Source organism: Paraglaciecola sp. IT1134 (assembly GCF_058068185.1).
Map to the genome: position 1 here is coordinate 199,766 of NZ_CM176486.1, position 13,191 is coordinate 212,956.

13 protein-coding genes are annotated in these 13,191 nt (G+C 47.2%); 6 read left to right on the plus strand and 7 right to left on the minus strand.

The annotated features are described in order from the left end of the window. The first annotated feature begins 15 nt into the window (after positions 1-15). The 6 genes from AC3RV5_RS00970 (at position 16) to AC3RV5_RS00995 (ending at position 7,232) form a co-directional block, all read left to right on the plus strand. Positions 16-1,110: a dipeptide epimerase gene (locus AC3RV5_RS00970; RefSeq protein WP_489730138.1), complete on the plus strand. Its 1,095-nt coding sequence runs from the start codon at positions 16-18 to the stop codon at positions 1,108-1,110. 175 nt (positions 1,111-1,285) lie between these two features. Further along, positions 1,286-2,866, plus strand: coding sequence for a sodium:solute symporter (locus AC3RV5_RS00975; RefSeq protein ID WP_489730139.1), 1,581 nt, complete (start codon positions 1,286-1,288; stop codon positions 2,864-2,866). Further along, positions 2,863-3,756 (plus strand): glucosamine kinase nucleotide-binding domain-containing protein, encoded by an 894-nt coding sequence (locus tag AC3RV5_RS00980; RefSeq protein WP_489730140.1) that lies wholly within the window; start codon positions 2,863-2,865, stop codon positions 3,754-3,756. The genes AC3RV5_RS00975 and AC3RV5_RS00980 overlap by 4 nt, the downstream gene beginning before the upstream one ends. Positions 3,757-3,762: 6 nt before the next feature. After that, on the plus strand, positions 3,763-4,686 hold the full coding sequence (gene murQ, locus AC3RV5_RS00985) for an N-acetylmuramic acid 6-phosphate etherase (RefSeq protein ID WP_489730141.1): 924 nt from the start codon (positions 3,763-3,765) through the stop codon (positions 4,684-4,686). Next, on the plus strand, positions 4,683-5,870 hold the full coding sequence (locus tag AC3RV5_RS00990) for an exo-beta-N-acetylmuramidase NamZ family protein (RefSeq protein ID WP_489730142.1): 1,188 nt from the start codon (positions 4,683-4,685) through the stop codon (positions 5,868-5,870). Before murQ ends, AC3RV5_RS00990 begins: the two co-directional genes overlap by 4 nt. Positions 5,871-6,071: 201 nt before the next feature. Further along, complete coding sequence (locus tag AC3RV5_RS00995) at positions 6,072-7,232, plus strand: class I SAM-dependent methyltransferase (RefSeq protein WP_489730143.1); 1,161 nt, start codon at positions 6,072-6,074, stop codon at positions 7,230-7,232. Here AC3RV5_RS00995 and AC3RV5_RS01000 read toward each other — a convergent pair. From AC3RV5_RS01000 to AC3RV5_RS01030, 7 genes are all read right to left on the minus strand, one after another. Continuing rightward, a complete protein-coding gene (locus AC3RV5_RS01000) occupies positions 7,229-7,876 on the minus strand; it encodes a DUF6058 family natural product biosynthesis protein (RefSeq protein ID WP_489730144.1) in 648 nt (215 codons plus the stop codon). The genes AC3RV5_RS00995 and AC3RV5_RS01000 overlap by 4 nt on opposite strands. Before the next feature lie 84 nt (positions 7,877-7,960). Then, positions 7,961-8,329 (minus strand): DUF3703 domain-containing protein, encoded by a 369-nt coding sequence (locus AC3RV5_RS01005; protein WP_489730145.1) that lies wholly within the window; start codon positions 8,327-8,329, stop codon positions 7,961-7,963. A 126-nt stretch (positions 8,330-8,455) separates the two neighbouring features. Beyond that, positions 8,456-8,992: a DUF924 family protein gene (locus tag AC3RV5_RS01010; protein WP_489730146.1), complete on the minus strand. Its 537-nt coding sequence runs from the start codon at positions 8,990-8,992 to the stop codon at positions 8,456-8,458. Positions 8,993-9,152: 160 nt separating this feature from the next. Beyond that, on the minus strand, positions 9,153-9,998 hold the full coding sequence (locus AC3RV5_RS01015; RefSeq protein ID WP_489730147.1) for a MurR/RpiR family transcriptional regulator: 846 nt from the start codon (positions 9,996-9,998) through the stop codon (positions 9,153-9,155). A gap of 277 nt (positions 9,999-10,275) precedes the next feature. After that, complete coding sequence (locus tag AC3RV5_RS01020; protein WP_489730148.1) at positions 10,276-10,542, minus strand: DksA/TraR family C4-type zinc finger protein; 267 nt, start codon at positions 10,540-10,542, stop codon at positions 10,276-10,278. 201 nt (positions 10,543-10,743) lie between these two features. After that, entirely contained in the window at positions 10,744-11,145 is a 402-nt protein-coding gene (locus AC3RV5_RS01025; RefSeq protein WP_489730149.1) for an NUDIX hydrolase, read from the minus strand. Positions 11,146-11,194: 49 nt separating this feature from the next. Then, the gene (locus AC3RV5_RS01030; RefSeq protein ID WP_489730150.1) at positions 11,195-13,072 is read right to left on the minus strand and encodes a glycoside hydrolase family 3 protein; all 1,878 of its coding nucleotides are present in this window, start codon (positions 13,070-13,072) and stop codon (positions 11,195-11,197) included. Positions 13,073-13,191: the final 119 nt, after the last annotated feature.

Below are 13,191 nucleotides of genomic sequence, written 5' to 3' on the forward strand. Positions count from 1 at the left end.
GGAAATTATAAAGTTATGAAAATTACTGACATTAGATTTGCCCGCAGTGTGGTGCCATTAGTTACCCCCTTTACTACTGCCATGCGCAGTGTGGACTGCATTGAAGACTTGATCGTGATCATCGAAACCGACCAGGGGATGCTGGGTTATGGTTCGGCACCTTCCACACCCGTAATAACCGGTGATACCCACAGTTCTATTTTGGCTGCCATTCGACAAATTTATTTGCCATTACTCAAAGGCCGGGATGTAGAGCAGCTTAGTCAACTTACTTATTTAGTGCACAACACCATGCAAGGTAACTTCAGTGCCAAAGCGGCTTTGGAAATCGCCCTGTATGATTTATGGGGCAAGTTACATCAGGCGCCCCTGTATAAATTATTGGGCGGCGGCGAGCCTACGTTACGCACTGACCTGACCATTAGTTTGGGTAAGCAGGATAAAATGTTAGCGGACTGCGAACGCGCTATAACCGCGGGTTTTGATGTGTTAAAAATTAAAGTGGGCAAGGATCTGGCGCAGGACATCACAGGGATCATAGGTATTTATCAACAGGTCGCAGGGCGGGCCAAGCTGCGCCTGGATGTCAATCAGGGGTGGAGTGCTAAACAAACCGTATTTGCCGTCCGCCAACTCGAGAGCCAAGGCGTGGAGCTGGAGTTGATTGAACAGCCGGTTAGGGCAGATGATATCGATGCCATGCGTTATGTTACCCAGCGCATTACGACCCCGGTGATGGCTGATGAGAGTGCGTTTTCACCTAAGCAGGTCATCGAACTTATTACCACTGGCGCGGCAGATATCATCAACATCAAATTGATGAAAACCGGCGGTTTGTCCAGAGCGCTGCATATTGCAGATATTGCCCAAACCTACCAACTGCCTTGTATGATGGGCTGCATGTTAGAAGGGAATGTAGGGGTGACGGCGGCAGCTCACTTAGCGGTGGCAAAAAGTACGACCATCAGCCTCATCGATTTAGACGGCCCAGCTTTGGGGCAATACGATCCTGTCATCGGTGGTGCCTGTTTCGACAAGGCTACAATTCGTTTGTCCCCTGGTGATGGCTTAGGTATCGAGTCCATCGAAGGCTTGAAGGACTGGGTGTAATGCTAACACCTGCCAGCGGACGCGGGCAGGATTGATATCGCCATAAATTGTCGGCCTCCGACAGTGTATAGCTACATTGAATTAGCCTCAGGAATAGAGTAATTGTCATTAATGTTATTTTTGTAATAAACTATTCTTTACCGCCTCTAGTACTACTTATTTCGGGCAGGGCTAAATGATAGGACAATATACGGGGTTAGACTGGTTAGTTTTTATCGCGTACGGTTTGATATTGATGGGGTCGGGTTGGTATTTCAATCGACGCTCCGCCTCGAGTCAGGATTATTTTCGCGGCGGAAATAGTATGCCGGTATGGGTAGTGGCAATCTCCGTATTGGCCACATCTCAATCGGCCGCAACCTTTTTGGGAGGCCCGGATCAAGGGTATCGAGGTGATCTGTCCTATTTAGCCAGCAATATCGGCGCCTTTCTCGCCGCATTTTTTGTAGCTCGTTTTCTGATCCCGCTGTTTTATCGCTATCAGGTTTATACGGTTTACGAATTACTGGAAAAACGCTTTGGTGAAAAAGCTAAAAAGCAGGCCGGGCTGATGTATTTATTTGGCCGGGTATTTGCCAGTGGTGCCCGTTTATACATGGCCGCCATAGCGGTATCTATGATTTTGTACGGTGACATATTGGCTGAGCACGTGATCATGGCGACCTGGTTATTGGCTGTCACTGGACTGGCTTATACGGTGTACGGAGGAATCAAAACTGTTATCTACAGCGATGTGGTCCAGTGTGTGGTTTATGTCAGCGCCGCCCTGTGTGTGGTTTATTTTTTACTGGCGGCAATTCCCGTGGAACTATCACAGATAATCCAGGCCCTGGCATCCCCCGCTCCCGGAGCAGGATCAAAGCTGGCCTTGTTTAAGTTTGAACTCGATTTTAGCTCAGCTGGCGTATTTAATATCTGGTCGGTGTTAACCGGTTTTGTATTGCTCAATATCGCCGCATTCGGCTTGGACCAGGATATGACTCAGCGCATGTTAACCTGCCGCAGCGCCAAACAGGGCAGCCAGGCATTATTGTATTCAATCGTTATGGTGATCCCGGTTATGCTGGTTTTTATTGTCATAGGTTTGCTGTTATTTATTTACTACCAGCGCCCGGACATCATGCAAAGTGGCGGGACCGACCAACTGATACCGACCTTTGAAGGCAAGCCGGTTACTATTTTCATGTATTATGTGCTCAATCATATTCCGGCGGGGGTCAAAGGTTTAGTGACGGTGGGCATCATTGCTGCGGCGCTGTCGACCCTCAATTCAGGCTTAAATTCCATGGCTTCGGTTTTGGTCCAGGATTTATATTTGCCATGGCAGTTAGAAAAGGGAAAAAAACATCCCGAAATTCACTATGTTAAAGCCGGACGTTTTGCTATGTTGTTAGTGGGTGTTGCCTTGGCAAGCATGGCCTGTCTGTGTTTTTTCTGGCAGCAATATACCAATATGCCGTTATTACAATTTGCCTTGAGCGTGATGGTGTTTTCGTATAGTGGTCTATTAGGGGTGTATTTTTGTGCCTTGTTTACCACCCGGGGCACGCAAGGCACTGTGTTAGCGGCTTTGATTTGTGGTTTTGTATCGACCTTATTGTTTCAACCTTACATAATGTCATTTTATTTACCGCTTAATTGGCAGTTTGACTTGGGCTTCACCTGGCAGTTGTGTATTGGCACACTGGTGGCATTTTTTGTTTGTATATGCCGCACGGTTAAACCACAACTCATTTGCCAAAAGGTAGCGGCGTGAATACTCCTATTGAATTTATTCTTGGCTTAGATGGCGGCGGAACCAAGACCCTGGCCAGATTGGTCTCTCTCAAAGACAATCGGCAATGGCAAAGTGTCCAGGGCGCCACCTCGTTAACCAACGATTATCCGTTGGCGCTGAAAAGTGTAACCGATGCCTGTGAGGAACTATTTTCCCTGGCTGGGTGTCAGGCACCGCAAGTGTCGGCAGTTTTTGGTGTGGCAGGTGCAGGTGACAGTCAGGTTGTTGGGCGCTTCGAGGCCCATTTATGTATACCCTTTGCCCATCTCGATATCGTATCTGATGCCAAGATTTCTTTATATGGTGCCAATCAAGGACACCCCGTAGCCGTCGTCGCTCTGGGTACGGGTTCGGTGGGTATGCGCATGTTGGAAGATGGCAGCCAACGTATTATAGGCGGCTGGGGATTTTGTATCGGGGATGAAGGTGGCGGGGCGAAACTAGGTTATCTGGCCGTACAAAAATTATTGCTAGAGCTGGATTGGCACGGTTGTAGCAAAAGCCGTTTAGGTCAACTGTTAGCGAGCCGGGTGGGAGCCAGCCGAGAAACCGCCTTGCAATGGTTGGCGCAGGCAAAACCTGGCGATTATGCGGCTTTGGCTCCTGAAGTGTTTGCCCTTAAAGACAAATGTGGTGTGGCAATGGATGTATTAAAACGACACATCCATATGGTAGAGCAACTGATAAACAGCACCCGTGGTGATTCGGCTTTGCCCCTGGTGTTATTGGGAGGGCTGGCCGGGGCCAGCCAGGCCCTATTAAGCACGCAGACGAAAGACCTGATTATTCCGGCTAAGGGCGACGCTCTTGATGGGGCCTGTTTACTCGCCCGGCAATCTTGCCCAGAGCCGCAATGGGAAATGATGTGAACCTTTATGAACCATGACAATTTATTGAGTGAGCTTAACCACATAGTCTCGGAAGGTCGCAATAGCGATACTTTGGACATCGATACCTTGTCGACCTATGAGATCCTCGAAAAAATTAATGACGAGGATCGAAAAGTCGCCATAGCAGTCAGATCTGTTTTACCCCAAATCACCTTGGCGGTGGATAACATAGTAACCGCCTTTGGTCACAGAGGGCGGTTAATCTATTTAGGGGCAGGTACCAGTGGCCGTTTGGGAATTTTGGATGCGGTAGAATGTATCCCTACTTTCAGTGTGGGTCCGAATATGGTGATCGGCTTGATAGCAGGCGGTGACAAGGCAATGGCGTGTGCAGTTGAAGGGGCTGAAGACGATAAAGTCATGGCGATTAATGACTTACGTAGGATTAACTTTAATAATAAAGATGTGCTAGTGGGCATTGCCGCCAGTGGCCGTACGCCTTATGTGAGCGCTGGCTTACAATACGCTGTGGATCTTGGGGCAAAAACGGTGGCTTTGAGTTGTAACCCCGACTCGCTGATTGCCGCTATCGCCGATATCGATATATGCGCTGTGGTTGGCCCCGAAGTGCTGACCGGCTCAACACGCATGAAATCCGGTACCGCCCAGAAACTGATCCTTAATATGCTCAGTACCGCAGCCATGATCCGGTTTGGCAAAACCTATCAGAATTTGATGGTGGATTTGCGTGCCAGCAACGAAAAACTTTACGCCCGAGCCATTCGCATTGTGATGCAAGCTACAGATTGTGATCAGGCTAGTGCGTCGACAGCCCTGGATCAAGCGGGAAGAGAAGTGAAAGTTGCTATTTTAATGCTCTTAACCCACACCACTGCCGATGAAGCTAGGCACAGCCTCAATGCCAACGCCGGCTTTTTGCGCCAGGCCGTACAAAAGCATCAATTATGAAAAGCCAACTCACAGTGGGCAGGTACACAGCACTCATATTATGTTTGTTAACCCTACTGCTGGTTAGCACTGGTTTGGCGGCTTCAGAGTCCTCCCAAGTCGGTGCCCAACGTAGCGCCTTATACTTGTCCAGCTTACAGGGAAAACGGGTTGGATTAGTGGTCAACCAAACATCCAGGGCAGGAGACCAGCATCTGGTGGATTACCTGATAGGGCAAAAGGTAAATGTGCAGCGCATCTTTGCCCCGGAACATGGCTTTCGTGGCGATCATGACGCCGGGGCCCTGGTTGATAGTCAAATCGACGAACGAACCGGGATCCCCATTACCTCTATTTATGGTCAATTTAAACAGCCGCCGCAGGAAATGCTGACGCAATTGGATGTGGTGGTATTTGATATTCAAGATGTGGGAGTACGCTTTTACACTTATATCAGCTCAATGCATTACATGATGCAAGCCGCGGCACAAGCCAAGGTAAGTTTTATGGTGTTAGACCGGCCCAATCCCAACGGCCGTTTTGTGGATGGGCCTATTCTGGAAACTAAATTTCGCTCCTTTGTAGGCATGCACCCTATTCCGGTGTTACATGGAATGACAGTAGCGGAACTGGCCAGGATGATCAAAGGAGAAAAATGGATAAAAGGCGCCGACGCTCTCGATTTAATTACCGTACCCATAGCCAATTATCGCCGGGGCATGATTTACAGTTTACCTGTCGCGCCCAGCCCCAATTTACCCACCGAGCAAGCCATTCAACTCTATCCGAGTTTATGTTTTTTTGAAGCAACTCCAATTAGTGTCGGCCGGGGCACCGATTTTCCCTTTCAGGTGGTGGGCCACGACCAGATCTTTCTTGGCGATTTCAGCTTTAGCCCAATTTCCCGACCCGGTAGCGCTTCACATCCTAAACTAGAAGGCAAAAAGCTCAAGGGTCTGGACTTGCGCCAGAGTGACATTCAAGGCTTGGATTTAAGCCTGTTAATTAAGGCTTATCAGCAGTTTAATAAACAAGAACAAATATTCTTTACTCGAATTGACTTTATGGACAAGTTGGCCGGCACAGATAAATTGCGCCTGGCGATTGAAGCTGGACAAAGCGAAACCCAAATCAAACAAAGCTGGCAGACCGACCTACAGACATTCAAACAACAGCGCTTACCCTATCTACTCTATCCTGAGTAACGCGAGAACTTTATAGACCGGAAATTAAAATGCATACCATTGTAATTTTGAACGGTCATGTTGCAAATCAGCAAAATCAGACTTATAAAAATAGGATTGTATAATATTGAACCCGGGTTCCCGGTACCCGGTACTTGGTACGCGGTACTCGGTACTCGGTACCCGGTACCCGGATAATGTAAATGAAAAGGAGTTTGCATTATGTTTCTCAGTCTTCTAGAAAAACACATAAAGACAGGTATTTTGCACTTGCACCTGCCTGACGGTCGGGAATATAGCTTTGGCAGTGATGGTCCTGAGGCCCATTGGTATATTCAGGATGTAGCGGCCATTCGCAGAATTGCCAGAGACTGGGAGTTTGAGTTAGGTGAAACCTACATTCAGGGTCACTGGGACGCTGGCAGTGCGGGCTTACGTGACCTGTTGACCGTCTTGCGCGCCAACTTCTCCGATTACCTTATGAACAGCGGGCTGCGCCGTTTGGGGATTCTATTACAGGAGTGGAACCTGGTCGGGCGCAGCTATGAAAATGTTTCCCATCATTATGATGTGCCGGAAAAGGTTTTTCGTCAGTTTCTCGATCAAGAAATGTTTTATTCGTGCGCGTATTTTTCTCAAGACAACCTGTCACTTGATGAAGCGCAGCAGGCCAAGGCGAAACATATTGCCGACAAGTTACTGATCCGGCCAGGGGATCGGATCCTCGATATTGGTTGTGGCTGGGGCAGTATGGCCTTTTACCTTGCTGGTCATTTCGATTGCGAGGTAACCGGCATAACCCTGTCGAGGGAGCAACTGGCTGTCGCCCGTCAGGAAGCCGAAAAGCGCGGTATTGGTAACGTAAACTTTGAACTAGCCGATTATCGGGAACATAGTGGCAGCTACGACCGCATCGTCAGTATCGGTATGTTCGAACATGTAGGTCGGCCCTTTTATACAACCTATTTCAACCAGGTAAGAGATCTACTAAAACCCCAGGGAGTCGCTTTGATCCATACCATTGGGCGTTCTGGCCCTCCGGGGTTGACCAACCCCTGGATACGCAAATACATCTTTCCTGGGGGATCTACACCGGCGTTGTCTGAAATCGCCCATGCTGCTGAGCGTAGCGGCGTGCGTGTGACCGATGTGGAAGTGTGGCGTCTACATTATGCCCATACACTCAGGCGCTGGTACCAGCGCTTCGAGCAAAACCGCGAAGGCATCAGAGAGCTCATGAGCGAAGAATTCTGCCGTATGTGGGAATTCTACCTCGCCGTGTGCGAGTCGGCCTTTCGCCACTCTGATCTGGTCGTATACCAGCTGCAATTGGCACAGGAACATGGCAGTGTGCCTCTAACCAGAGATTATCTTTATTCCTAAATGGCAGATCCGACTGGTAATTTATATTTTTGACGAATTTCATTCACCAAACGATGGCGAGAACTTTGCAACCTTTCGTGGGGCGCAAATAAAGAACTAGCGGAATCCAAAAGATTTACAGCTAAAGTTAAGCTGTTAATTTGCTCCGAGGATAATTCTTTTGTTTTTGAAAGTTCGTTAATTTCTAGAATTGAAAATTCTTTAGCAGCAATATCTTCAGGTAAACCAGATTTAGTGCACAAGCCGTAGGTTCCTTGTAAAAAATGATCCCACTCTTGCTTGATGTGTTTATCAATACCCGAGTTTATGTTTATGCTGCTTGAATAGTGACCTCGGGCTTTTAAACGTTCAACGGCTTCTTTGTAGCGATTGGCAAATACTGAATAAATAATTTCAGCTGAGTTTAGCGATTGAATGATGGCTAACCAGGAGCAATAGCCTTTGGCATAATATTCTATTTGCTGTTCTTCGTCGTGTAAACCGAGAGATGATTCACTTTTCAAATTTAACGTTAACCTGTAAGAGCACGTAGGCATCAAACGTTCTGCTTGATATTTTAATAATTCATGTTCAGTGACTTTTGAGTTATCAAGCAGTTCTTGCTTGGTAACAAAATGCTCGTTTAGATATTTAATTAATTCCACTACCGTTGACACTCCATAAAAAAATCTACCGTCAAGTGGCCCGTACCCTATAACGAGGGAAAGCCATTCACCAGACGAACATACTTATATATCAGATTTTGCTTTTCGAATCATAACCGCCAATTCCGCTTTTATTGGCATGGTCTTAAAAGGGCTGACATTACTGCCACCTGTATTGCCTTGGGGTACCAAGCCAAATACCGTTTTAGTGGCAGCACCAACTATTCGAAAGGCTTGACCGAATACTTCTTTTGCATAATGGTTGCGTAGCGCCCAGGCCAGCATAGAGGCATGAACCCTCACATGCCAATAGGTGGATCCCTGTCCGATCACATGAGCCCGTTCCAAGTGCCAAAATTCTCGCTGGGTATTACCGGTTGATCTGGCCCGGTGAGCCTCAGCCAACTCGGCTTCAACATAGGGAGCGACTTTACGTGAAAAATGACTTTGCATATTAACCTCTCAAAAAGGGTAGGACGTGCTTTTGGTTGTTTATAAATCACGGCTTGCTTATCTCGCTGACATATACTTTTGATGGATGGTTTTTTGCCTAACAACTTATAGGGTTTGCCAGTCTTACTAGAAACCAGCGCCAGGTTTCGATAAGAATGCCTGTTCTTGTGGTGTTGAACTACGCCCGAGAACCACATTCCTATGGGGATAGCGCCCAAAACTCTCAATGATAGCTTTGTGTTTGCGCGCGGAGTTTACGTTAGCTTTTATGCCAAGCTCAGTAAAAAGGCTCAGGGCTTTGTCATGAATAGGCAAAGACTCACTATGCATAAACGGCATATACATAAAGCTTCGTTGCTCTGCAGTTAATTCAGAATCAAAACCTTTTGATATGGCATTTTGCGCTAATGCCAAGGCAAGTGGATCATAAATAAACGATTCAGCCTTACCCCGGTACATATTTCGGGAAAACTGATCCAGCACGATAATCTCCGCCAGACTGCCTAAAGGGTTTAACCGCCAGTTCCAAAGCTCGCATTTGATAGCTTGAGCGTGCACATCAGAAAACCTTGAACGAATTTCTTGATCAAACGCCTCATCTTTGGCGAACCACTTAGACTTGTCAATTTCATTGAACCAGAACTCTATTATTTCTTGGTACATTTGTGATCCTTAAAATCTAGCCAAGCCATATTTTTAAAGGGGGGTAATTTTGATTTTATTTCCACAATCTTTGTTACGTCGTCCATAAAGGAGGCGCAACTTTGATGCCACTCCTTTGGCTGTGTCTCGGCTGAGCCTTCCATTTGGCATGGTTCACGGGCTATGAACGCCTGAACTCCCCTACCACTGCATTGGTTTTCTCGAGCAGCAGACGGCCTTGACGCGACGACTGGGTGATGGCAATAAAGAGTATATCGATAATAAATTCCTGGGCGGTACGCGCCAGGATTGATGACAACCTGGCGGAGCCTTCTTCTGCTACTGAATAGAGTTTAACGTCTGCCATATCTGACACCGGTGTGGGGCCGAACCGGGTAACAGATATTATTTTGCTATTATTTTGCTTAGCTTGCCCGACCACATTAACGATCTCCCGGGTAGTGCCGGATTCGCTGATGGCGAATACCAGATCGTTTTCAGACAAGGTTGCAGCGTAGGCTAATTGGGCGTGTCCATCAGGTTCCTCGATGGCCAACATGCCGAGTTTCTGTAACTTATAGGAAAAGTCTTTGCCCACCAGTGCCGAGCCACCTAAACCACAGATCAGTATGCGTTTGGCAGACTTGAGATAGCCCACCGCCTGGTTAAAAGCCGCTTCTTCGTTGAGGTTTTTAGTTTCGGTTAACACCGCCACTTTGCTGCTGAGCAGTTTTTCAGACATTTGTAAAAAGCTATCGTTGAGGTTGATTTTGCCATGCAGATTAGTATTGCTGGGGGTGACGTTCAGGGCGTCTATCACGCCTAGTTTAAAGGCTGGGTAACCTTTATATCCCAGCTTTTGGGCAAATTTCACGACGCTGGATTGGCTTACCCCTACCACGTTGGCTAATTCTTGTGACGACAAATCGCGCACTGCATTAGATGAACTCAAAGCAAACTTTGCTAGTTTTAACTCACTAGTAGACAGTGAATCTTTGATTGCCTTGATTTTGGTGAATGTGGACATGAGGGGCTCTACGTAATATTTTATTTTTAAATTAATATCATTTTAACGAGTGAGTTAATAGTGATTAAAATTAAAACCCTGTAAGTTTAGCCTGTTATGCGCAAGTTGCTTGGCAAAGTATAATTTACCTTTTGAATTTTGGGTTTAGAGAATTATAAATTCACAGTGCGATCCACTAATATTCCTCACCAAAACAGGAAAAAATTTTGCCGTAACCAGGTTCTATCGAATGAATGGCTGTTTTTGAAATCTGTATAGCCAAAGGCAGTGTAGAACCTTAGCGCAACTGACTGTCTTTACTGCCCCGGCGATTAAATCCGCTCGAGGCGGTTTGTTGTTTATCGATTTCTGCTTGGCAATTAACACATAACCGCACGCCCTTAATAGCGTCACGTCTGGCTGGGGGGATCAGGTTCCCGCATTCTTCACAGTGCGTTAGGCTTTTACCAACAGGTATGCGACTGCGCACCCGGTTAACGGCATCCTCTACACTTGCATCAATTTGATCCTGTACTGCTCCGTCTTTTGACCAACCCCCTGCCATAATGTGCTCCTTAGTAAATGTGTCCTGTTTGCGTAATATGTTTATCCTTGGTTGACTACTGAGAATAGCAAAAGTTCGGTATTTTCGCTCTTTGTAGAGCAAAGCTAGGATGGACTTATTCTTATGGAGAAATACACGGGAATATAAGATCTGTGTATTGCTACCCAGGATGATTGGGCTGAATTTATTATGGACTTAGGCTTAAAACTTGGCGCTGACTACCACACCGGTATAGTTTAAACAGTCTTCAACCCGCCGTTTTTGCACCGGGCTGAGGCTGGCAACAGCCGTATATTGATAGGCGCTGTGCTCACTGCTCAACATTATTTCTTTTTGTGGCAGGTCGACTTTAAAGATAAAGGCCTGGGAATTAACCGCAAAGTGGTAATACACCCCTGATAAATAATTGATACTGATCTTAAGACCGAGCTCCTCTTCACATTCCCGTAGCAAAGCTTCGTGAATGGTTTCCCCGGGCTCCAGAGCGCCCCCTGGCAGGCCCCATGACTTTTGCCCATAATCGGCTTTTAACAACAGGATTTCTCCCCTTGGGTTTTGGATCACTGCGTGGCTGCTTAATCTAAACGTATCGTTAAACGCCATAACACTCCCGTTGCCAAAGTTAACTGATTAAAAAACGGCCCGTTTATGTTTAGTTGCCAATCGATACGGGCAAGGTGCCGCTTGCTTGTTGGTTGCCGGCTAATATTGCCGCCAGGGCTCGATATATCGGCCCCTCATATTGGGTGATCAAACGGCCATAATCATCCTGATATTGCACTTCTTGCAAATTGTAGCTAAAAGTGGCCAGTATTGCGTCAGCGTAAGGTGCATAGTCCGGCACATTATAAGGGCTACGCATACTGATTAAAATAGCCGTTTTATGTTGTTGTTTACTAAAGCGCATAAGGGACAACAGATTGGCTGCCTGGGCAGTCGGTACGGTGCGTTGGTGCTGTATATCGTCCATGCCACCTAGCTCGGCTAAACTCTGTTGCGGGGTGATATCGGCGAAAATCACCAATTCAGTTTGTTCGATCATCGCTTTGGCCTGGGAGGGGATTTCTACTGCCAGGCTCGAACAACTCAAGGTTAAGCGGGGTAACGTGGTTTTTAAAGCGTAGGTCATGGCCATGCATTTAGTGGTGTCGGGCATGACTAAGTGTATTTTGCTGACCGCCGGGGCTATCGGTACTACCTGTTGGTTTTTAATTAACACTACGGCTCTACTGGCCAATTCCTGTTCTGCTTGGCGGTGAGATTTCGCGCCCAGTATTTGGGTGGCTTGTTGGCTGAGCAAGGCGATTTCCTTAGGTTGCTCAGGTACTAACTCAAAGGCGTATTGCTGTTTTAGCCGCTGTATACGTTGCAGTGAATGGCGCATTTCGCTTAGCTTCAACCTGCCACCTTGCACTGCCTTGGCTACATCCCGGATCAACGTTTTAAGGGCCGGCATATCCGCCGGGCTACGCACGGTTATAGGCATCAGCGCAATATCGCTGCCAGCACTAAAGGTCTGGATCACGGCCTCAGCCGGCTCAAAGAACTGGGCAATACCCGCCATATCCAAGGCATCCGTGATGATCACCCCTTTAAAGCTCATCTCCTGGCGCAGAATATCTGTCAGTATGGTGCGGGACATAGTGGCGGGTAATATAGTTGTGTTGCCATCTATGGCGGTAAATTCTGTGTTGTCCAGCGCCGGATATTGGATATGGGCTGTCATGATCATGCCCGGGTCGTCGTGGTCTATGGCATATTGAAAAGGTTTTAAGTCTGCGGCTCTGATAGTAGCGGCGCTGTGTTCCACCCTGGGTAAACCCGTGTGACTGTCTACGCTGGTATCTCCATGACCGGGAAAATGTTTAAGCGCGGCAATGACACCTTGTTGCTGCATGCCTTGCAATTGGGCCAAGCCTAACTCAGCTACCATCTGGGGGTCTTCGCCAAAAGAGCGCACATTGATCACCGGGTTATGTGGATTAATATTTACATCCACCGCAGGGGCAAAGTTGAGATTAAAGCCCAGTGCCGCCAATTCTTTGCCTATCACCTGACCACTTAGCGTTGCAAATTTAAGTCCGTTTTGACCATAGGTTGCGCCAATAGCCATATTGCCACTAAAAGAGGTGGCCAAATGCTGAGGGAGCCGCACCACTCGGCCTCCTTCTTGATCGATAGCGATAAAAAGTGGCAGATGGCCCCCTCTGCGAGCTGCGTGTTGAAGGGCCAAGTTTAAATCCAGTATCTGCCTGGGATCTTGTAGATTCTCGGCGAACAGGATCACCCCGCCAATGCCGGTTTCACTGAGCATATTGCCAATAGCAGGCGGTAATGTGGTAACTGCTTTTTTGCAGCGTGTATTTTTGGGCTGCACCGGGCAAAAGTAGCGAATATCCAGCAATAATTTTTGGGCTATGAGGGCCTCAAGTTTGGCATCCGGCTGATAGCGGGTAGCGCAGGACACACAGACCAAGGCTGGGATGAAAAGTAAAAGATGAGGAAGGTATCGGTGATATCTTTTTTGCATATTTCCTTCCTAAAAAAATTTAACAGGGGTCAGCAGTCAAGTTATATGTTTAACCATAAAAAAGACACCAGGCAGTTCAAAGTCATAAAATATTTACCGGATTTAATGGTAGTGAAATT